The 20,255-nt window shown below is 34.6% G+C and carries 20 protein-coding genes; 6 read left to right on the top strand and 14 right to left on the bottom strand.

Features of this window, described 5'->3' with window-relative positions; all coding sequences use genetic code 11:
• Positions 1 to 10 precede the first annotated feature (10 nt).
• From HNP25_RS08955 to HNP25_RS08925, 7 genes are all read right to left on the bottom strand, one after another.
• Complete coding sequence (locus tag HNP25_RS08955; protein ID WP_184133451.1) at positions 11 to 487, bottom strand: hypothetical protein; 477 nt, start codon at positions 485 to 487, stop codon at positions 11 to 13.
• A gap of 86 nt (positions 488 to 573) precedes the next feature.
• Entirely contained in the window at positions 574 to 1,947 is a 1,374-nt protein-coding gene (locus tag HNP25_RS08950) for a sensor histidine kinase (RefSeq protein WP_184133449.1), read from the bottom strand.
• Positions 1,944 to 2,642: a response regulator transcription factor gene (locus HNP25_RS08945; protein ID WP_184133447.1), complete on the bottom strand. Its 699-nt coding sequence runs from the start codon at positions 2,640 to 2,642 to the stop codon at positions 1,944 to 1,946. The genes HNP25_RS08950 and HNP25_RS08945 overlap by 4 nt, the downstream gene beginning before the upstream one ends.
• A gap of 49 nt (positions 2,643 to 2,691) precedes the next feature.
• Positions 2,692 to 3,786, bottom strand: coding sequence for an FUSC family protein (locus HNP25_RS08940; RefSeq protein ID WP_184133445.1), 1,095 nt, complete (start codon positions 3,784 to 3,786; stop codon positions 2,692 to 2,694).
• Positions 3,787 to 3,832: 46 nt separating this feature from the next.
• Entirely contained in the window at positions 3,833 to 4,576 is a 744-nt protein-coding gene (locus tag HNP25_RS08935) for a Dph6-related ATP pyrophosphatase (protein WP_184133443.1), read from the bottom strand.
• Positions 4,577 to 4,680: 104 nt separating this feature from the next.
• Positions 4,681 to 5,364 (bottom strand): VIT1/CCC1 transporter family protein, encoded by a 684-nt coding sequence (locus HNP25_RS08930; RefSeq protein ID WP_184133441.1) that lies wholly within the window; start codon positions 5,362 to 5,364, stop codon positions 4,681 to 4,683.
• 119 nt (positions 5,365 to 5,483) lie between these two features.
• The gene (locus HNP25_RS08925) at positions 5,484 to 6,929 is read right to left on the bottom strand and encodes a POT-type proton-dependent oligopeptide transporter (protein WP_184133439.1); all 1,446 of its coding nucleotides are present in this window, start codon (positions 6,927 to 6,929) and stop codon (positions 5,484 to 5,486) included.
• A gap of 506 nt (positions 6,930 to 7,435) precedes the next feature.
• On the opposite strand from HNP25_RS08925, the gene HNP25_RS08920 reads away from it, so the two are divergent.
• The 6 genes from HNP25_RS08920 to HNP25_RS08895 all read left to right on the top strand — a co-directional run bounded on the left by HNP25_RS08920 (position 7,436) and on the right by HNP25_RS08895 (position 13,845).
• Entirely contained in the window at positions 7,436 to 8,215 is a 780-nt protein-coding gene (locus tag HNP25_RS08920; RefSeq protein WP_184133437.1) for a ParA family protein, read from the top strand.
• 58 nt (positions 8,216 to 8,273) lie between these two features.
• The gene (locus tag HNP25_RS08915) at positions 8,274 to 9,215 is read left to right on the top strand and encodes a ParB/RepB/Spo0J family partition protein (protein WP_184133435.1); all 942 of its coding nucleotides are present in this window, start codon (positions 8,274 to 8,276) and stop codon (positions 9,213 to 9,215) included.
• A 118-nt stretch (positions 9,216 to 9,333) separates the two neighbouring features.
• The gene (locus HNP25_RS08910; protein ID WP_184133433.1) at positions 9,334 to 9,963 is read left to right on the top strand and encodes a DUF5683 domain-containing protein; all 630 of its coding nucleotides are present in this window, start codon (positions 9,334 to 9,336) and stop codon (positions 9,961 to 9,963) included.
• Positions 9,964 to 10,020: 57 nt separating this feature from the next.
• Positions 10,021 to 10,737 (top strand): 4-hydroxy-tetrahydrodipicolinate reductase, encoded by a 717-nt coding sequence (gene dapB / locus HNP25_RS08905; RefSeq protein WP_184133431.1) that lies wholly within the window; start codon positions 10,021 to 10,023, stop codon positions 10,735 to 10,737.
• Between the two features lie 153 nt (positions 10,738 to 10,890).
• On the top strand, positions 10,891 to 12,096 hold the full coding sequence (gene lepB, locus HNP25_RS08900; protein WP_184133430.1) for a signal peptidase I: 1,206 nt from the start codon (positions 10,891 to 10,893) through the stop codon (positions 12,094 to 12,096).
• Positions 12,097 to 12,561: 465 nt separating this feature from the next.
• Positions 12,562 to 13,845, top strand: coding sequence for a M28 family metallopeptidase (locus tag HNP25_RS08895; protein ID WP_184133429.1), 1,284 nt, complete (start codon positions 12,562 to 12,564; stop codon positions 13,843 to 13,845).
• Positions 13,846 to 13,914: 69 nt separating this feature from the next.
• Here the strand turns inward: HNP25_RS08895 and HNP25_RS08890 are convergent, their stop codons facing one another.
• The 7 genes from HNP25_RS08890 to HNP25_RS08860 all read right to left on the bottom strand — a co-directional run bounded on the left by HNP25_RS08890 (position 13,915) and on the right by HNP25_RS08860 (position 20,169).
• Positions 13,915 to 15,384, bottom strand: coding sequence for a Gfo/Idh/MocA family protein (locus HNP25_RS08890; RefSeq protein WP_184133428.1), 1,470 nt, complete (start codon positions 15,382 to 15,384; stop codon positions 13,915 to 13,917).
• A gap of 86 nt (positions 15,385 to 15,470) precedes the next feature.
• Positions 15,471 to 16,346, bottom strand: coding sequence for a hypothetical protein (locus HNP25_RS08885; protein ID WP_184133427.1), 876 nt, complete (start codon positions 16,344 to 16,346; stop codon positions 15,471 to 15,473).
• A gap of 33 nt (positions 16,347 to 16,379) precedes the next feature.
• Positions 16,380 to 16,685 (bottom strand): DUF4286 family protein, encoded by a 306-nt coding sequence (locus HNP25_RS08880; RefSeq protein ID WP_184133426.1) that lies wholly within the window; start codon positions 16,683 to 16,685, stop codon positions 16,380 to 16,382.
• Positions 16,686 to 16,913: 228 nt separating this feature from the next.
• Positions 16,914 to 17,639 carry a gliding motility-associated ABC transporter permease subunit GldF gene (gene gldF, locus HNP25_RS08875; protein ID WP_184133425.1) on the bottom strand — a complete coding sequence of 242 codons (726 nt, stop codon included), beginning with the start codon at positions 17,637 to 17,639 and terminating at the stop codon, positions 16,914 to 16,916.
• A 65-nt stretch (positions 17,640 to 17,704) separates the two neighbouring features.
• Positions 17,705 to 18,238, bottom strand: a complete 534-nt coding sequence (locus tag HNP25_RS08870) for a DUF4199 domain-containing protein (protein WP_184133423.1) — start codon at positions 18,236 to 18,238, stop codon at positions 17,705 to 17,707.
• A gap of 10 nt (positions 18,239 to 18,248) precedes the next feature.
• A complete protein-coding gene (locus tag HNP25_RS08865) occupies positions 18,249 to 18,800 on the bottom strand; it encodes a DUF4199 domain-containing protein (protein WP_184133421.1) in 552 nt (183 codons plus the stop codon).
• 100 nt (positions 18,801 to 18,900) lie between these two features.
• Positions 18,901 to 20,169, bottom strand: a complete 1,269-nt coding sequence (locus HNP25_RS08860; RefSeq protein ID WP_184133419.1) for a dihydroorotase — start codon at positions 20,167 to 20,169, stop codon at positions 18,901 to 18,903.
• Positions 20,170 to 20,255 lie beyond the last annotated feature (86 nt).

Here is a 20,255-nt window from a genome sequence, read left to right as displayed (position 1 = left end):
AGCCTTTGAGTTAGTTGAACAATGAAAAGATTTGTTCTTGAATTGTTAATTCAAAATCGGTTTCAATGTTTACTTCAATAATATGATAGTTTGATTTCCTTATAAGTGGAATTGGACTGAAAGTTTTCTTTGGAGTTTTTAATTGATAATTACTTGGAATGTAAATCTCATCTACATGATTAGCTTCTAAAAATGTACGCAGTGCATTTTGGTTGTGTCCATGAAATGTTTCTATGTGGAGACACTTAATTTTACCATCGAATCTATTTATTATTATTTCAAGTGCATCTTTGAAATCTGGAGTAATAAGATTTGAAACCGTTTTGTTGGATGTATGAAATAATAATTCTGTGATAGAATCATCCAAATACTCAGAGTACATGAGGATTACCTCGATAGGCTCTTCGCTGTATGGTTCCAGTGCGATTTTTAGGGTGTTGAGCGATGCAACACTAAAATCAATCGGGACTAAAATAGTTTTTGTCATCACTTATTGCTTAAGTATTATAACAAAACTATTTTGAACAGATTATAAACCTTTAAGAGTGAGATTAGAATTCGATAAGAGTAGATTTATATTTTTATCAATGGAATTCTTATTTGAACTTTTGTGCCAATATTTACTTGTGAACTTACAATTAAGTCACCTTTGTGTAGAGAAACGATATTACGGGTTAGAGGTAGCCCGATACCATGACCTTCAAAAAGATTGGTATTGGAAGCTCTGAAGAATGGGTCGTAAATAAAGTCGATTTCAGATTCAGGAATGCCAATTCCTTGGTCTTCAACGATAATAATTACTTGAGAATTACTAGATGCAATATGTACAGTTACAGGTTTATTATTAGAATATTTACAAGCATTATTCAGAATATTGGCAAAGGCTAAATGCAATAATTGTTGAATGCCATTTACTTTTAGTTTTTTAGGGTCTTCAGGTAGGAGGCGTAAATCAACTAATATTTTATTATTGGGATTTAGTTTATCTATTAAGCTTTTGGTTTGCCAAATAACTTCATCTATTCTCACCATTTCAAAAGTAATGGCTTTTCCTTTATAGCCAGTTTGAGCCAAAAAGAGTAATGACTTCGTGATTTCGTTCAAACGTTCAGCTTGTTGAAGTATATTTTTAATGGCAATAGTGTACTCTTCAGAGCTTCTGGGCTTTAATAATGAAAAATCGGCTTCGCCAATAATAGTTGTTAACGGAGTACCAAGTTCATGCGAAGCATTACTGATAAAGTTTTTTTGGATTTCAAAAGCCGTTTCGATACGATTGAGCAGTTCGTTGAAAGTATTGGTTAACTCACTGATTTCAATGCTTTTATTGATATTGTTTTCTAGTCGAAGATGAATGTTTTCAGTACTGATTTGTTTTACTTTATCGGTGATGTCCTTAATTGGGTCGAAAATATGTTTAGAGAAATAAAACGAGAAAATTGCAACGATTAAAATCACCATCGAAATACCGCCAATTAATACTGTTCTCAAAAAAATTAAGTGATTGGAAACGTAGTAATTTTCTGCCGAAACAATGACAAAGTAGCGTTTATTCCCTTTTTTATAGTGCGAACCTGCTATAAATAAATTACCTTGTTTTTCATTGTAAGTTCCCACTTTTGAGAGTGAAATAAGAAAATTGACGGGTAAATTGTTTTTTTGAGCAATTTCTTGAAACGATGTTTTAGGCGAAACTTCTATCAGATATTCTTTTTCTTTTTCAAGTGCTTCTAAATGCTGTTCTCTTAAACTTTTTAAGTATTTTGCATTTAACGTTCCTGAATTTAAACTGTATTGTGTCGCAATACTTACCCTTGCTTCTAGCCTTTTATAAAAATCTACATAAGAGTATTTATCCAGAAAATAATAAACAGAAATACCAAACACCACCACAAGAGTAGTACTCAGAAAACCAAGTATGATGGCTAGTTTAGTTTGTGTTTTCATTTTTCTTTTAGTACATATCCCATTCCAACAACAGTATGGATAAGCTTGTTTTCTAAATCACCATCAATTTTTTTTCTTAGGTAATTGATATAAACATCCACAACGTTTGTCCCCATGTTGAAATTAATGTCCCAAGCACTTTCTAAAATATCTATTCTTGAAAGTACTCTTCCTTTATTTTTCATTAAAACTAGTAATAAACGATATTCCGTGGCTGTTAATGAAATTTTTTGTTCTCCTCTCATTACTGTTTTAGCATCGTCATCAATCACTAAATCGCTGATGATAAATGTATTTTTTACTTTTTCATCTGAAAGGTTGTCAGTATAAGAAGTCCTTCTCAAAAGAGCATTGATTCTGGCATACAATTCAATGAATTTGAAAGGTTTTACCAGATAATCGTCTGCTCCAGTATTTAAACCCAAAGCGATGTTTTCGGAAGTACCAAGTGCCGTCAGAAAAAGAATGGGCGTTTTAACGCCCTGAGAACGCAATGTGCTACATACTTCAATACCATTTTTATCGGGCAACATGATGTCTAAAAGGATAATATCAAAAGAAGATTCAGATGCCATACTGATGGCTGAATTTCCATTTAGGGCGACGGATACTTCAAAATTAGCTTCGTCTAGCCCTTTTTTTAAAAATTCAACAACGCTAAAATCGTCTTCTACTAAAAGTATTTTTTTATTCATGATAGTCTGTCTCTATAGATTTCAAAAAATCAGCGTAAATATATTTTTCCTATTTCCCCATTAATACCAATTTGGCTTTTCTGATTTTCATGATAGTATAAAAACGAATTTTTTCATTGTGAACAAACCAACCACCAATTGCACCAATTAAACTGCCTATTGAAATATCTAAAAAACGAGTAGCAATTAATAAATCAGGGTCAAGGATTAGTGGATTGGCAGCCTCGGCGAGCAGTATCGTCATGGGCGTAATAAAAATAACAGCTAAAGCATAATGCCGAACAATTAGTATTTCAATGATAAATTGTAATATAATAATTGTAATACAAATACTGAAAGGCGTGTGGATAATCGATAGAAAAAGCCAACATAAACCTAAGCCCAAGAAAGTCCCCAAAATGCGATGAATAACTCTTTGCCAAATATGATAAAGATTTACGCCTTGCATCACAGCCAAACAGGAAATCGGAATCCAATAAGGATTTTGGAATTTCAAAACATGTCCGATAAGCATTGACGTAAACATAAATGAACCGACAATCATGGCTTCAACTAAATCCGCATATTTACTTTTTACCAATAATTCAGAAATGATAATAGCGTCTTTTTTGTAAATTTTACGCTGTACGAAAAAACTGTAAAGTAAAGCCAAAGTACAAGCCAACATGGTTCCCATGGCAATTAAACCAATTCTTTGAGGAATACTTGATAAGTCATGAGGCATCCCACTTGCCAAAGAGCCAATCATAATAAAGAAAAAACTTGCTGGCGGTTTAGTCTTAAAATAGAGGTTAATCCAATAAACCATCGTTGAAAAAATGCCGAAAACGATAGTAGAAACAAATGGGTTAAAACTAAAAATTAAACCTATTGCATAAGACACCATGAAGCCAAAAGAGCAAATTAGCATGGTTGCCATTCTGCTAACGATTGAATTGGCAGTAGGAATGTATAAAATGACAAGTCCTGAAAGGCTTGCTAATAAACCCGATTTTACATTGTCAAAAGCCAAGCCAATCAATAACGGAATTCCTATACAGAGTGAAGCCAGTACAGGAATATGCCAAAGTCTATCCGACTTTTTAAGTTTAAAGAAGGCTTTAATCTCTTGAGATAAAAATTCTTTGATGGATAGCTCTTCCATATTGTTTTTGGATTTTCGATATACTTTGCTTTAGCTATTTACAAGATTATTTATTTAGTAAATCACAATACCAGAAACCATTATCAAATGGATTTTCTTGTGTTGAATCATCGCAATCATAACTAGCATCGTCTTTTTGTTTTGTAGGAGTATATTTTCGATAAACGATTTCTCCTTTTTCAAATGGAATTGCTTCTTTAAAAATCGGCCCATCGAAAACAAAAGTATGAAATTCTCCATTTTCACCGCAAGGATCAACATTCTCGGGTAAATCATTTAAAAAGGATTCATCAATGATTCTTCCAACAAAGCTTTTGTCCAGATACTTATCGTTTACACAAGTAGTGATGGTTTTAAAGCCTAAATCGAGAAATTCTTTGATAATATCTTTCGTAGAGATTTTCCACAGAGGAAAAACACCTTTTAAATCCAGTTCTGCTAATTTGTTTTCACGGTATTGTCGTAAATCTTCTAAAAAAATATCGCCGAAAATAGAGGCTGTAGCTCCTTTACTTTGTAAATCCAGCAAAGTACTTCTCATCACATTTTCATAAGCTTCCATCGTAGGCATTTCTGGCAGATACATTTTTACTAAAGGAATACCGATACTTTCTGCTTGTTGAATTAACAATTCTTCTCTAACGCCGTGCATTGAAATTCTACGAAATTGTTCATTGATACTTGTCAGTAAACAATCCACTTGATATTCTTCCGAATGAAGGATTTTATATAAACTCAAAGCAGAATCTTTTCCTCCACTCCAATTAAAAATTGCTTGTTTTTTAGTCATTTGTAATAAATCTAGGTTTATCTGATAGGTTTTTCGATGTTAGAAATTTTGATTTTACTTTATAACAATAAATCACTAATAAATTAACTTACAAGTCATAACTGCTATCCTCCAAACATCTTCGCAACAAAGAAAGCTGCACCCGCAGCGGCTGCACCAATTAATGTTACTTTAATAGCACCAGTCAAAGGATTTTGTCCTGTTACTTTACTTTTAAAATAGCCAAAAACAAAAAGCGTCATCAAAGTTACTGCCATAGAATAAAGTAATCCTTGATGAGCATCCTCTACAAAAAAATAAGGAGCAAGCGGAATAATACCACCAACGATGTAGGCAGTACCAATCGTTAAAGCAGAATTTCTAGCTCGGTTAATATCTGGTTTTTCTAAACCTAATTCAAATTTCATCATAAAATCCACCCATTTCTTTTTGTCTTTTGAAAGAGCTTCAACTACGATAATCTGTGCTTCTTCGTCCAAACCGTAGTCAGCAAATATTTCTCTTACTTCTTCTTTTTCACGTTCGGGTACTTTTTCTACTTCTTCGTATTCTCGTTTTAGTTCAGCATCGTAATGTTCTACTTCAGTTTGTCCTGCAAGAAAACCACCCAAGCCCATCGCAATTGAACCAGCTACAATTTCAGCAATTCCAGCCGTCGTAATGATAGAAGTATTCGCTACGGCTCCCGAAAGCCCAGCCGCCAAAGCGAATGGGACGGTCAGTCCGTCAGACATACCAATAACAATATCTTTAATAAAATCCGAGCTTTCTAAGTGTTGTTCTTCCATGGGGTGTTAATTTTGAAGATGAAAGAAGTAAGACTTTAGATACAAGACACAATATTTTTTTTAGTTTTACTTTTAAAAAATCTTTCTTCTTGTATCTAAAGTCTTGCTTCTTTTAAAATTTACTCCGCTACTCCAACATAACGAGTTTCTTTCATTCTTGAAGCAATAGAAATATAAACAAGGAATGAAGCAAACATCAATGCTGCAAAAAACCAGAAATATTTAGCACCATCTAATTGAGCAAAGAAGCCTTTGTTAGCAATATTTTCGTTGATAAGCGAAACGGCTAAATTTCCAATAGAAACAGTTGAATAGAAAATAGCAGTCATCGTCGATTTCATAGATTTTGGCGAATTGGTATAAGCATATTCTAAACCAGTAATTGAAACCAAGATTTCACCCCAAGCCAAAATCAAATAAGCCAATACTTGCCACCACACAGAAGGCTTACCACCAGCATCAATACTTTCTTGAATCAAGGCTATAATCACGAAAGATAAAGCTGTTAAGAAAAAGCCAACACCTAAACGACGTAATGGCGTTGTTTTGATACCCAATTTTTCGAAGAAAGGATACACAAAATAGGTAAAAATAGGAATAAAGCTTACTAAAAAGAAAGGGTTGAATACTTGAACTTGTTCTGGTAATAAAGCGAAGCCTAATCCTGTGTTTAAATCGATTTTTTGAGCTTGCAAAACCCATTCCGACAAATTTTGATCCCATAAAGCCCAGAAAATTGGAATAAATGCAAATACGATGATTAAACGATAAACGGCTTTTATGTCATCAACTTTTTGTGGGTCATAATTTGCTTTAGCGACATCTAGCCAATGTTCACCTTTTACTTTCTTGCCCATATTTACCAGTGCATTGAAAGAAATGAAAATGAAATTATTTCTATTAATACCCATTGGAGGCACTTTTACATATTTATTTCTACCTAAAAAGAAAATAATTGTAGCCAAAGCCATTAAAATACCTGGAATACCAAATGCCCAAGCAGCACCATATTTTGCATAAACAATTGGAATACAAAGATTTGATACGACAGAACCAGCATTGATAGAGAAGTAAAACCATCCATATACTTTAGACATGAAATGCTCATTGGTTTTGTCGAATTGGTCGCCCACATTGGCTGAAACGTTAGATTTAATTCCACCTGCACCCGCTGCGATAACCGTCATACCTAATGAAAATAAAGCAAGGTCAGTATCAAACATCGCTAACATTAAATGTCCAAAACAATATAAAATAGAGACATATAATATCACTTTATACTTTCCGAAAAACCAGTCAGCCGCAATACCACCTACAATAGGCATAATGTATGCCAAGGCAACAAACATGTGTACTTTTTGGTTGGACTGAGCTTCGGCTGTTTGTTGAAGAAGCGGATTGAAAGTTGGATTGAAAAACTGTGCAATCAAAAAAGTAGGAAGGATAGAACGCATCCCATAAAAACTAAAACGCTCTGCGGCTTCATTTCCAATAATATAGGGAACAGCCTTGGGATAGCTATTAGATTTTTGAACCCCTTCGGTTTCAATAGATTTTGATGTCATAAAATAAATTTGTTAATAAAGTATATGAATGAAATGTAAATAAAATGTTAAGATTAAATACTCCAAAATTATGCTAAAATACATTTTCTGAATTTTAGAAACAATTTTCGCTATAGCTCTAAAAATATGTCGAATGTCTATTATTTGTACTTTGTTGCTATTTATATCTAAAAATCATCATTTTTATTGTCTTAATCTAATTTTTTGCAAAATAAAAATAATCATTTTAGCTCATAAAATTGTCAAGCTAATTGATTGTTAATACTGAATCATTTATTGTATTATACTTATAAATCAGCAATCGTGAAACATTTTGTGGAACACTCTTTGCTTATGTGATCGGAATGGACGATATTTGAAGTCTGTTATTTGAGGTACTGGGAATTGTGAATCAGCTTGTAGGAATAAAGGAGTAAGATTTGTCTTTTTTAGTTTTTACTTCTTTTACCTGTTTGTCTGTTCGTGAATGCCTAGCTTAAAAAAACTGTAACTCAGAAAAATCCAAGATGGGGAAAATAATTGCCATAGCCAACCAAAAAGGAGGAGTTGGAAAAACGACAACCACTATTAACTTGGCGGCAAGTTTGGCCGCTCTCGAATTCAGAACACTCATTGTTGATGCTGACCCTCAGGCAAACTCTACTTCAGGTTTAGGGTTTAATCCAAAGGAAATTGAAAATTCAATTTATGAATGTATGGTTGATGGAGTAAACGTCCAAGATATTATCATTGCGACAGATTTACCTTATCTGCATATTATTCCTTCACACATTGATTTGGTTGGTGCTGAAATTGAGATGATTAACCTTCGTGACCGTGAACAAAAAATGAAAGAATCATTAAGTGTTATTCTTGATAACTATGATTTTATCATTATCGACTGTTCACCTTCTTTGGGTTTAATCACCATTAATGCCCTTACAGCCGCTGATTCTGTGATAATTCCTGTACAATGTGAATATTTTGCATTAGAAGGACTTGGAAAGTTATTGAATACCGTGAAAATTATTCAATCTCGTTTGAATACCAATTTGGCGATTGAAGGTATTTTATTGACAATGTATGATTTAAGAGTACGTTTGTCGAACCAAGTTGTAGCAGAAGTAACAGCCCATTTTCATAACATGGTATTCAATACCATCATTCCTAGAAATATTCGTCTTTCAGAATCTCCAAGTTTTGGTGTTCCAGCCATTGCACACGATTCGGAAAGTAAAGGTGCAATTAGTTACTTGAACCTCGCTCGTGAGGTTTTGGCTAAAAATGGATATGTAACACAAGAGTAGATTTTTCCTTTTGGAAATTTCCATCCCGAAAAATCTGTTCTATATCATCGTATAAGAAATGAGTAAAGTAGAAATCCCAGCAGTAAAAAAACGTGTCGGACTTGGTAGAGGCTTAGGAGCTTTACTTCAAGATTCGGACGAAGTAAATAACACGCAGCCTCGTCAACCTGCAACGCCCATCGAACGCCCTACACGTTTAGAGCAAATTAGTTCGATGAACGAAATTTCGGTTGATTTAATTGAAACCAATCCGTATCAACCAAGAACACATTTTGATGAAGAAGCGTTGAATGAATTGGCTGATTCAATTAGAGTTCAAGGTATTATTCAGCCGATTACCGTTCGTCAAATTGCACCCAATAAATTTCAGTTAATTTCTGGTGAGCGTCGTTTGCAAGCTTCTAAAAGAGCGGGCTTGAAAAGCATTCCAGCTTATGTACGTACTGCTGACGATCAACAAATGCTAGAAATGGCATTAATCGAAAACATTCAACGTGAAAACTTGAATGCTATAGAAATTGCATTGAGCTACCAAAGGTTGATTACAGAATGTTCTTTGAAACAAGAAGAATTAGGCGATAGAGTAGGAAAGAACCGCACAACAGTTAATAACTATATCCGTTTGTTGAAATTGCCTGATGTGATTCAAGTAGCATTAAGAGATACGAGAATTTCGATGGGTCATGCTCGTGCGATTATTAATATTCCAGATAGAGAACAACAATTAGATATTTTTCAGAAAACTATTGCGGACGATTGGTCGGTAAGAAAAGTTGAAGAAGCCGTTCGTGAATTAGCAAATGCCTCTTTGGTAAATACAGCAAAAAAAGCAATCGGCGGAGGAGTAAAACAGGAAATTAGAAGTTTGCAATTCCGTTTACAAGCCTATTTTGGGGCGAAAGTAACTGTAAAAGCAGATGATAAAGGAAAAGGTGAAATTAAAATTCCATTTACTTCTCAAGAAGAATTAGATAAAATCTTATTAGCCATCAAAGCTTAGTTGAAAATCCAGTCCTTCTATCATGAAAAGGACTGGATTTTTCTCTTAAAAAATCTTAATTACCCTTCACCAGACGGAATATTAGCGGTAATTTTGCGTTGAAGTTCAAAAAACTAAAATGAAGAAATTACTTATAGCTTTATTTTTTTTCATAGGAAGTTTGCTACCTACGCAAGCTCAGGTATTGAAAGAAAGTAATATTGTTAGTCTAAAAGACTCCGTGACAAATACCATCGCTAAGAAAGATTCTGTAAAAACGCCTTATAAAATCATTCCAAGAGTAGCAACGTTACGCTCGGCAATGGTACCAGGTTGGGGACAAATTTACAATCGTCAGTATTGGAAATTACCTTTAGTATATGGTGGTTTTGCTGTGAATATTTACTATATCATTACCAACCAAGCTAAATATTCATATTACAAACAGCAATACATTAATAATTTTCAAGTGACAAGTCCGCCGTCAAGCGCTAAAATCACACTTTATGGAGACGAAAGCGGAACGCAACGAGAAGTTACATCTTCACAACTCAATACTTTTGTGAATGGGTATCGTAGAAACAGAGACGGCTCATATTTATTCATTGCCGTGGTTTGGGTTGCCAACATCATTGATGCGAATGTAACAGCACATTTAAAAACCTTTGACTTGACTGACGACATTTCATTTAAAATTCAGCCAACGCTCATAAGTCCTGATATGATGAATGCTGTTTACGGTGCTAAACTTACTTTTGCTTTTAAATAAAAATCAAACATAATTAATCCTTCGGGAAATATTCAATTACACAATCAATTTATTACTATGAATATTGTTTTACTCGGTTATGGCAAAATGGGAAAGGTTATTGAGAAAATTGCCTTAGACCGAGGTCATACTATTGTTGCCCGCATTGATGTTAATAATCGTCAAGATTTTGAAGCATTAACCACTGCACAAGTAGATGCAGTCATTGAATTTAGCCATCCTTCTTCTGCTTTTGAAAATGTAAAAGCCTGTATCAAGAAAGGTTTTCCTGTAGTGTGTGGAACAACTGGTTGGCTTGAAAATAAGCCTGAAGTTGAAGCACTTGCTATTGAAAAAAATGGAGCTTTCTTTTGGTCATCTAATTATTCAATTGGCGTAAATATCTTTTTTCAATTGAACAAGATGTTAGCTAAATTGATAAGTCCTCAGAAACAATATACTGTTTCAACAACTGAAATCCATCATACAGAAAAGAAAGATTCTCCATCAGGTACTGCAATTACCATTGCAGAAGGATTGATTGAAAACCTTGAAGGAAAAAGTAAATGGATTAATAACGAAATTCCAGCTGAAAACGAAGTAGCCATTTGGTCTGCTCGTGAAGGCAAAGTTCCCGGAACACATATTGTAAAATACATTTCAGACATTGATCAAATTGAAATCTCGCACGTAGCACATGGTCGTGAAGGTTTTGCTTTAGGAGCGGTTGTTGCAGCTGAATGGATTGTAGGTAAGAAAGGTGTTTTTGGCATGAATGATTTGTTAGCTTTGTAGTTTTAAGCTAACAGCTTTGAGCCTTTAGCTATGAGCTTTAGCCTTTACTGATTTTCAAAAGCTCATAGCTCATCACTCACAGCTCACAGCTAAACTGTAATTCTTTTATCAACTTTACGACTAACCATTGGAAACATTTCCAACAATATAAAAATGTCAGAAAAAAAACAACCTAAACAAAAATCACCTTTCCGTGAATGGATTGATTCTGTAGTATTTGCGGTAGTAGCGGCAACTTTAATACGTTTCTTCTTCTTTGAAGCTTATACCATTCCAACGCCTTCAATGGAAAGCTCATTGATGGTTGGCGATTTCCTTTTTGTAAGTAAATTACATTATGGGGTTAGAACTCCCAAAACGCCTCTTCAAGTACCACTTACTCACCAAAAAATTTGGGGAACAGATATTCCTTCTTATTTGCGTTGGTTAGATTTACCTATCAAACGTTTACCAGGTTTTTCAGAGGTAAAACAAGGCGATGCGGTTGTATTCAATGTGCCAAATTATACGCCAGATGGTGATGCTCCAGTTGATTTAAGAACTTACTACATCAAACGTTGTATTGGAACGCCGGGGAAAACGTTGGAAATTCGTGATACGCAGGTGTATATCGACGGAAAACCAATGGAAAATCCTGTAAAGATGCAGCATAAGTATTTGCTATATGCCAAACAAGATTTGCAAACCTTGGGCGAACAAGAAATAGCTACCTTTGAAGAAATGGGCATTACCAATGGTTTTGATGCGACAGGTGGACCTAATGATAATATAACATTACCCATGGGTGATGATGAAATTCGTAGTCTTGATTCTACAAAGAGTAGCTTTAGGTACATTATTAATACCTCTCAGGATAATATCGACGAGTTGAAAAAGAAAGTTTGGGTACAAGATATTAAAAAAGTCTTTATGCCAAAAGGTATACAAGATGGACAAGAGGGTAATACTAACGATGATGGTGACACACCAATGTTTGGAACTTCGTATTCATACGCTTGGAATAGAGATAATTACGGGCCATTACTGATTCCTAATAAAGGTTTGACAATCAAGTTGGATTCAGGCAATGTAGATAAATACAAATACATCATTAAGTATTACGAAGGAAATCAAAATGTTGTCATCGATGGACATAGAATTATGGTTGATGGCAAAACGATTACTTCTTATACTTTCAAACAAGATTATTACTTTATGATGGGCGATAACCGCCATCATTCAGCGGATTCTCGTTATTGGGGTTTTGTTCCTGCTGACCACATTGTTGGAAAAGCAGTATTTATTTGGATGTCTTTAGATCCTAATAAAAACTTCTTGAGTAAAATTCGTTGGAATAGAATTTTTAGATTTGTTGACTAAAGAATAAACGCTTCAAATTTTAATCGGGCTAAGTAAATGCTATCAACATTTACTTAGCCCGATTTTTTTAGTAAGTAATAGGGGAAATTTTCTTCCTCCAAGTTGGAGTGACAAATTTACAAGTGATATTTGCTTGCTCCAAGTTGGAGCGACGCATTTACGAGTGATATATGCTTGCTCCGAATTGGAGCGACGCATTTACGAGTGATATATGCTTGCTCCGAATTGGAGCGACGCATTTACGAGTGATATTTCTTTGCTCCGATTTGGAGCGACGAATTATTGAGTGATATTTCCTTCCTGCACGATGCAGCGACAAAAAATCAGAAAATTTTATCTCACCATTGACCTATTTAAAAAGCTTTTGTTTTTGATAGATGCCGTTCAGCTAATTTTTTGAAATTAATAATTGAATCACATTATTTGAAAATGGATTCGGCTATTTTTGTAAGAAAAAATGCAAATATGAAAAGAGTAATTACATTGATTTTATCGCTAATGGTTTCTCATTATGGATTCGCACAATCAAGCATCAAACAGACAGAAGTAGAAAGAATTGTTAAGACTTTGAGTGCTGATGACATGATGGGTAGAAGAACTTTTACACCTGGTATTGAAAAGGCTTCTATTTTCTTACAAGCTGAGTTCAAAAGAATCGGATTAAAACCTTTAACTGGATTGAATTCTTTCGAACAAAAATTTAGTATGTATTCGCTCAAACCAGAGCAATCTACTGTTGTGTTAAACGATACTGAAATTGGTAAAGACAAGTATTTCTTTATGACTGGTCACGAAAGCATTGCTTGGACTAGCCCGAAACAAGTATTTTATATTGGCGAAAATGCTAATTATAGAAAGGCTTTTGGCGAGATTTTAAGCAAGAAAGTAGATGCTGTGGTACTGGTAAATCCTAAGCATCAGAAAACATTTGCAAATTATCACCGTCGTTTTAATAGCAGTTCGATGAAGGAAAGTCTTGGAAAAGGGGAATCGCAACTCTTTATTTTAGCCGATTCGGTACAAGTAAATGACATCAAAGCTGAGTTGACTAATAAAGTAGAGACGCTTCCATTAGCGAATGTTGCAGGAGTAATTCCTGGAAAAAGAGCGAATGAATATGTAGTTTTCTCAGGACATTACGATCATCTTGGCTATCAAAAGGCCGTTGAAGGTGATTCAATTGCTAATGGTGCCGATGACGATGCCTCTGGAACAACGGCAGTTGTTGCTTTAGCAGATTACTTCAAAAAGCAAGGGAAACCAGAACGTACTTTGATTTTTGTATGCTTTACTGCGGAAGAAATTGGTGGTTATGGTTCACAATATTTTTCAAAACAATTGAATCCTGATGAAATTGTAGCGATGTTCAACATTGAAATGATTGGTAAGGCTTCTAAATTTGGAGCAAATTCAGCTTTTATTACAGGTTTTGAACGCTCTGATTTTGGAACAATTTTGCAAGAAGCCGTAAAAGGAAGTCCTTATAGTTTTCATCCAGACCCTTACACTGAACAGAATTTATTTTACCGTTCAGACAATGCTACATTGGCTAGATTGGGCGTACCTGCACATTCTATTTCTTCAGATCAAATTGATATTGATAAATTATATCATTCAGTAGATGATGAATTTGAAAGTCTTGATATGAAACACATGACCAACATGATTCGTGCCATAGCAGTAGGAGCGAAGTCGATGGTTGATGGCAAGGCTACTCCAAAAAGAGTAAATAAGGCGGAAGTAGATTAATGATGATTCTTCTTAAAATCAAAAAGACAACCCAATTGGATTGTCTTTTTGATTTTAAGAACTGGGAAATTATAAATCTGCAATTTTCCAACCTTGACGATATTCACGACCAACGAATTGGTTTGCATCTTCTAAATTCGTAATCTTCATATCTGCACCATTCCAAATCAATTTATTTCTTCCGTAGAAATCAAAATTACCTCTTTCATTCTTTTTACGAAGCATATAACTACGGATGGCTAAGTTACCCATTAAAACTGTTTCAGTCAGTGGACCAGAATAATCGAATGAAGAAGTCAATGCTTTATGTGCTTTACTGTCGTAACCCGCTTTACAAGCTTCTGTCCAACTAACTTGATGACCATATTCTGGTAAAGATTTTACTTCAGTAGTAGTTTTTGGCATTTCAATTCTTTCACCTGAATTCAAGTAAATTTTAGGGTCGTTTCCGTACATGCCGATAGTCATGATGCCTTTTGTTCCCGTCAGAATAATACCATTTGCTCCACCATCGTTACTGATGGCTTCATTGGCTGGAATTAAATCTGGGTGCATTGGTCTGATACCTCCATCCATCCAAATCATTTTCATCGGTGATTTATTCTTTTTGGTAGCAGGGAATTTAATCTCCACGTGCGATGATGGCGGACAACCTTCAGGAATATATTCAGGCGTCCAATCTTTGATGAATACTGCACCAACACTACATTCTACTTCTGTAGGATAACCTAATCCAAGGATTCTGAAAGCAGAGTCGATTGTATGACAACCAATATCGCCCAAAGCACCAGTACCAAAATTCCACCAACCACGCCATTTGAATGGGTGATAAAGCGGATGATAATCTACCCACTGTGCAGGCCCAACCCAAGTATCCCAATCTTTTGGAGACATTGATTCTACTAAAGGTGGTTTGTCGGTAGGAACAGGAATTCCTTGAGGCCAAACTGGGCGGTTTGTCCAGATATTTACAGTATGAACATTACCGATTTTTCCTTCTTCAAACCATTTAACAGCAACATTTTGTGCTGGATTTGAAGAACCCTGATTACCCATTTGTGTAACTACTTTATATTTTCTAGCAGCATTTGTTAGCAATCGTGCCTCAGCGATATTATGTGTCAAAGGTTTTTGAACATATACATGTTTCCCCATTTGCATACATTGCATTGCTGCATAGGCATGGAAATGATCGGGAGTAGAAATCGTTACTGCATCAATATCCGAACGCATTTCATCTAACATTACTCTGAAATCACGGTATTTTTTTGCATTGGGGAATTTATCAAAAGCAGTTTTAGTTCTTGCAAAATCTACATCACATAGAGCAACTACATTAGAAGTTCCGTTATTATAAGCATTGATAATATCTGAAGTGCCTTTACCTCCCGCACCAATGGCTGCGATATTGAGCTTGTCACTTGGAGCAATAAAGCCTTTGCCAAGTACATGGCGAGGTACAATAAAAAAACTACCCAAGGCCAATGAACCCGTTTTGAGGAAATCCCGTCTTGAGTTTTGTTGTTTAGTATCTGACATAATTAAATTGGATTTTGTTTGAGAATAATGACACAAATTAGCTTTATTCTCTCAAAGAATTATCCTGATTTAACGATAAAATAGTATTATTTACTCAGTTTTAAATGGTAGCCTACACTCGGGAATAAATAGATATTATTATCATTGTCAGAGAGACCTGTAGGAACAAGAATGTTTATATCAAAAGCATGTCTTGGTCTATCAAAACGCAAGCCAGCTGAAAAGACAAAGCCGTCTTCAACACTTAATCCGTTACCCAGTGCAAAGAAATTTTCGGTAAAAAAAGTAAGATTAGGCGAGGCTTTTTTCATGTATCCTAATGATAGTCCGAAACCACCATTAGTATCTTCTGTGAAGAAAACAGGACTGACATTAAAAAAGCTTTCTTTTTTGCCAAAACTAAATGATGGAATAATGATAGAAGTACTTCCAATTTCTTTTCCACCCATGTGATTTCCTGTGACTGAGAAATTGAATCTTTCCTTTGAAATGATATTTACTTTGGCTTTTATGGAATAGAATTGCGTAGGAATAACGGTAAAAAAACCAAAACCCAAACTTAATCTTTCGCCTAAAGCTGCTGCAAATTCGCTGTAATAGAACAGAATATTATGATATTCTATAGCTTCTTTTTCCATAGCAAAACCAGTAGGAGCAACAAGAAGTCGATTTGCAAAACGGTTGGGATAATAAGGCTTATTACTTGTAGGTTTGTTTTTATCGTAGAATTCAACACTTAAAATCTGAGCAACATCAACTGTGACTAAACCCAAATTATCCGTTTGAATTTTACTTTGAACAGTGTTTTGTTCAATAATTCTGCCTATCAATTGAGTTCCATCTTTCAAGCGAATGATGTATAAATTAGGAGTAGTTTTTGTGCTATCAGCTTTGTAAAAATCTTGTGCATTTACAGTAAAACAGGCTGAAAGAAGTGTCAATAAGAGTAATAATGTTTTCATCGTTTAGGTTTTTAGAGGTTTTAAGCATACAAACTAAGAAATATCTTGAAGTAAACTTGGGAAGAAAACGTATTTGCCTCGATAGCGTTTATCGACAGCATCGTTCAAATCGTCTAAATAATCATTTTCAAAAACTTCAAAGCCTTCGATACTGTCGAAAAAATATTGAAACGAATACGTAACACCACCGTTATCAATTTCCGTTAATAACTTCAAAATTTTGAAGCTTTTCGGAAATCCAGTCATCATTACATTTGGGACATGCGTACTTCTCATCCAATCCAAAAAATCCTGTTCTGAATTGACGTCGATATTGTAAGTAATATTGTGAAATAACATAAGGTTGAATAGTTGTGAATGAGTGATTTAGTGAGTTGTGGTTTTATCCTCTTAGGATATTTATATCAAATAGTTCACTCCTAAAATCTTGTAACTAAAATCTTTAAATTTTGTAATTCTCAAGTCTTGATTCTAAAATCTTGTTTCTTGCATCTTTAATCTTTAAGTCCTCAAGTCTCAAAATCCTCAAGTCTTAACTCTAAAATCTTGCTTCTTGTTTCTTGTATCTTAAAGTCTAATCGTTGATAATTTCAACTTCGTTCCCCAAAGAGCTAAGAAAATGACTGAGATAAAATAAATAACATTTCTGGAATCAATCAAACCTCTACCGAGTGCATCATATTGGTAATCTAAACCAATTTGTGCAAAAATATATGCAAAGTCGCCCAAGAGAGGTAATTGAGCTAATTGACCAATTCCATAGTAAAGAATAAGACAAAGTGTAAATGCTAAGATAAATGCTGTTACTTGGTTATCGGTCAAAGAAGAAGTAAATATACCAATTGCTGCAAAAACACAAGCCAAAAAGAATAAACCCAAATACGAACTAAGCACTGCGGCAGAATCTATATTTCCTTGCGGATTACCTAGTTGATAGACCGAATAATAGTATAAAGTAGTAGGTAAAAGTGCTAGAAAAACCAAGTAACAACTTGCAAAGTATTTGCCTAAAATGATTTGCCAAGTTGAAAGCGGTTTGGTAAAGAGTAATTCAATCGTGCCAGATTTTACTTCCTCGGCAAAAGCCCGCATCGTAGTAGCGGGAATCAAAAACAAGAAAATAAAAGGAGCAATTTGAAAGAATGAAGATAAATCTGCAAAGCCATAATCAAGAATATTATCTTTAAAAAACCATACGAACAATCCTGTTGCGGTAAAAAAAACACCGATAACAATATAACCAACAATAGAACTAAGGAAAGTATTTACTTCTTTTTTGAAGATTTGATACATGGTAATTTAAAATTTGAAAATGAATTCTGTGCTTTGCTATCAATAACTCTGTAGCTTGGGAAAGATTATTCAAAAATTGATTTTTCTTTTTTTAGAATGGCTGAAATGACCAGAGAAACGATTAAACCACCAATAAAACCTATTATAACGGTGAAAATAAAAGTAAGGCTTGGGTCAGTAGCATAAGAAATGATTTTTTCATTCAATTCCATTTGTTCATCCGTAGCACCTTGTTCTTCCATTTTTTGTCTCATTAGGTTAGCTTGTTTTACCATTTCAGAATTATCAATATATTTCACATAAATAATATTGAAACCACCTGAAACTACGCCCCAAATAGTGCCAGAAAGTAAACCAATGCCCAAACCTTCACTGTAGCTCATGAAGCCATTGTTTTGACTTTTATAGTCGTTCATGGCTAGTACTTGTATCAAACAAGTAAAGGCAAAAGCGATTAAAAATAAAAAGAAACCGATGGATATATTTTCACTGTTTTTAACCCCTAAAAGTTGTGTAGCAACTGATAAAATGATGGAGATAATCCCTGCGATAAGTCCCCATTTTAGGGCAATTCTGGTGGTTGTAGTTTGGCTTTCCATTGTTTGAAGTTTAAGGTTTTTTTATGTATTGATATTGTCTTCTAAAATACAAAGAAATCATAATAGAAACGAGTATTCCAAGAGGCATTTTTCCTTTTAAGCCAAATATTTCATCAATAGCAATGTCTTTAGGCGATAAGATTTTAAATGCTTCAACAATTGTATTAAAAGAAGCAATTCCCATCTCTTTTACATAGCCATTTTTTACTGCTGGAACATTCAGCATATCAATTGTTTGTTTGATATAATCTGCCAAAATAGTATTTCCATTTGCACTTAACCAAAAATATAAACCCAGTGCACTCACACAAGCTCCGAAAATATTGGTCAGATTGGCTACGGCAAATCCTTCCCAAAAATGAAGTGTTTCATCAGGATTATGCTTGCGGTAATTTTTTACAGCCAAAACCATCATCAAAATGCTGAAAAACATTGAAGGGGCTTTTTTGCCATCAAGTGGAATTTGTCCAATGTTATTAATCAACAGACAGTACGCCAAAGTAAGTAGCCCAGCAATAAAACCGTATATGATAATTGTTTTTGTAAACGATTTATTAAACATTTTTGTGTTGGTAAAATGATGATTTAGCTGTGAGCTTTGAGCTTTGAGTTTTTGTATAATACAATTAAATAAGCTCACAGCTCAAGGCTATAGCTCACAGCTAAACAATTACTCTTATCGCTTTTCCTCTTAATGTTTTGCCGATAAAAGGAGAGTTTTTGGAAGCTGAAATGATTTTTTTCTCACGATAAACCCATTCTTCATCTTCAGAGAAAACAGTCAAGTTGGCTTTTTCTCCTACAGCAATGCTTGGAATAGGCAATTGAAGTATTTTGCGAGGATTCACGGTGATTTTTTCTATCAATTCTTCTAGCGAAATTTTTTCGTTAAAAGTATTAATCGCTGCAAAAAGGGTTTCTAAACCAATTACGCCAAATTCAGCCATATCGAATTCTAATTTTTTAGATTCTTCGTCTTGTGGATTATGATCAGAAGCGATGGCATCAATTGTTCCATCTTCCAAACCTTCCCAAAGTGCGTCAAGGTCTTCTTGTGTACGAAACGGAGGATTTACTTTGAAATTGGTATTGAAATCTGCCAAATCATTTTCGGTAAAGCAAAGCTGATGCGCATAAACATCACAAGTAATTGGCAAGCCAATGTCTTTCCCCATTCTGATTAAGTTGACAGATTCGGCAGAAGAGATTCCAGAGAAATGTAAAATACTTTTATCAACTGGTAATTCAGTAAAAGGCGTATTCAAAACATATTCCAGTAGCTTTAAATCACGCATCAACATAATTTCTTCTGCCATTTGTGGCATTCCTTTCATGCCTAAAAAAGTACTCATGATACCATCGTGCATTTGTCCGAAATGAGTAAGGTTACTGTCTTCGGGACGATTGATAAGTACTCCGCCAAATTGTGAAAGATATTGTAATGTTTTTAAGAAAATATCAGGATTTTGGATTGGATGTTCACCATCCGTAAAAGCTACTGCACCCGCTTGGTGAAGGTCAATCATTTCTGTGAAATCTTTCCCTTCACATTTTAACGTCACGGCAGCCATTGGGTGAAATTTTACTTTTTCACCAGCTCTTTTTAAATAATTGACACTCTCACGAGATTGAACGACAGGCTTGGTATTCGGCAATAAAGCAATTTCAGAAAAACCACCTGCTAAGGCTGCGGCTTCCATAGATTGAAAACTTTCTTTGTATTCGTTGCCAGGTTCTTTTGGATGAACTCGCAAATCGAACCAACCAATTGATACGCAAATATTTTTACCTTCAATAACTTCATCGGCTTCTAAATGGATGTCATTTTCAATGTGAAGAATGTTACCATTTTCGACAAAAATATCTTTCACCTGACCGTTGAGGTCGCTGTTTTTACTAACTATTTTAACGGAACGAATAAGAGTTTTCATATTTATGTTTTACCACAGATTGAAAAAAGAGATTGTTTTGGTCTTGGGCTTTTTGTATCAAAAAAAAGCCCTGATTGTCAGGGCTT

The organism is Arcicella rosea, from assembly GCF_014204325.1.
Lineage (GTDB): Bacteria > Bacteroidota > Bacteroidia > Cytophagales > Spirosomataceae > Arcicella > Arcicella rosea_A.
The sequence above is the reverse complement of the archived record's forward strand: the minus strand, read 5'-3'. Positions and strand labels throughout refer to the sequence as shown.

Bases quoted from the DNA above. Each gene is read 5' to 3' on its own strand.
- HNP25_RS08890 (WP_184133428.1), bottom strand. From the start codon at position 15,384: ATGTCAGATACTAAACAACAAAACTCAAGACGGGATTTCCTCAAAACG.
- HNP25_RS08925 (WP_184133439.1), bottom strand. From the start codon at position 6,929: ATGACATCAAAATCTATTGAAACCGAAGGGGTTCAAAAATCTAATAGC.
- HNP25_RS08940 (WP_184133445.1), bottom strand. From the start codon at position 3,786: ATGGAAGAGCTATCCATCAAAGAATTTTTATCTCAAGAGATTAAAGCC.
- lepB (WP_184133430.1), top strand. From the start codon at position 10,891: ATGTCAGAAAAAAAACAACCTAAACAAAAATCACCTTTCCGTGAATGG.
- HNP25_RS08880 (WP_184133426.1), bottom strand. From the start codon at position 16,685: ATGTTATTTCACAATATTACTTACAATATCGACGTCAATTCAGAACAG.
- HNP25_RS08885 (WP_184133427.1), bottom strand. From the start codon at position 16,346: ATGAAAACATTATTACTCTTATTGACACTTCTTTCAGCCTGTTTTACT.
- HNP25_RS08930 (WP_184133441.1), bottom strand. From the start codon at position 5,364: ATGGAAGAACAACACTTAGAAAGCTCGGATTTTATTAAAGATATTGTT.
- HNP25_RS08945 (WP_184133447.1), bottom strand. From the start codon at position 2,642: ATGAATAAAAAAATACTTTTAGTAGAAGACGATTTTAGCGTTGTTGAA.
- HNP25_RS08860 (WP_184133419.1), bottom strand. From the start codon at position 20,169: ATGAAAACTCTTATTCGTTCCGTTAAAATAGTTAGTAAAAACAGCGAC.
- HNP25_RS08935 (WP_184133443.1), bottom strand. From the start codon at position 4,576: ATGACTAAAAAACAAGCAATTTTTAATTGGAGTGGAGGAAAAGATTCT.
- HNP25_RS08910 (WP_184133433.1), top strand. From the start codon at position 9,334: ATGAAGAAATTACTTATAGCTTTATTTTTTTTCATAGGAAGTTTGCTA.
- gldF (WP_184133425.1), bottom strand. From the start codon at position 17,639: ATGTATCAAATCTTCAAAAAAGAAGTAAATACTTTCCTTAGTTCTATT.
- dapB (WP_184133431.1), top strand. From the start codon at position 10,021: ATGAATATTGTTTTACTCGGTTATGGCAAAATGGGAAAGGTTATTGAG.
- HNP25_RS08955 (WP_184133451.1), bottom strand. From the start codon at position 487: ATGACAAAAACTATTTTAGTCCCGATTGATTTTAGTGTTGCATCGCTC.
- HNP25_RS08865 (WP_184133421.1), bottom strand. From the start codon at position 18,800: ATGTTTAATAAATCGTTTACAAAAACAATTATCATATACGGTTTTATT.
- HNP25_RS08870 (WP_184133423.1), bottom strand. From the start codon at position 18,238: ATGGAAAGCCAAACTACAACCACCAGAATTGCCCTAAAATGGGGACTT.
- HNP25_RS08895 (WP_184133429.1), top strand. From the start codon at position 12,562: ATGAAAAGAGTAATTACATTGATTTTATCGCTAATGGTTTCTCATTAT.
- HNP25_RS08920 (WP_184133437.1), top strand. From the start codon at position 7,436: ATGGGGAAAATAATTGCCATAGCCAACCAAAAAGGAGGAGTTGGAAAA.
- HNP25_RS08915 (WP_184133435.1), top strand. From the start codon at position 8,274: ATGAGTAAAGTAGAAATCCCAGCAGTAAAAAAACGTGTCGGACTTGGT.
- HNP25_RS08950 (WP_184133449.1), bottom strand. From the start codon at position 1,947: ATGAAAACACAAACTAAACTAGCCATCATACTTGGTTTTCTGAGTACT.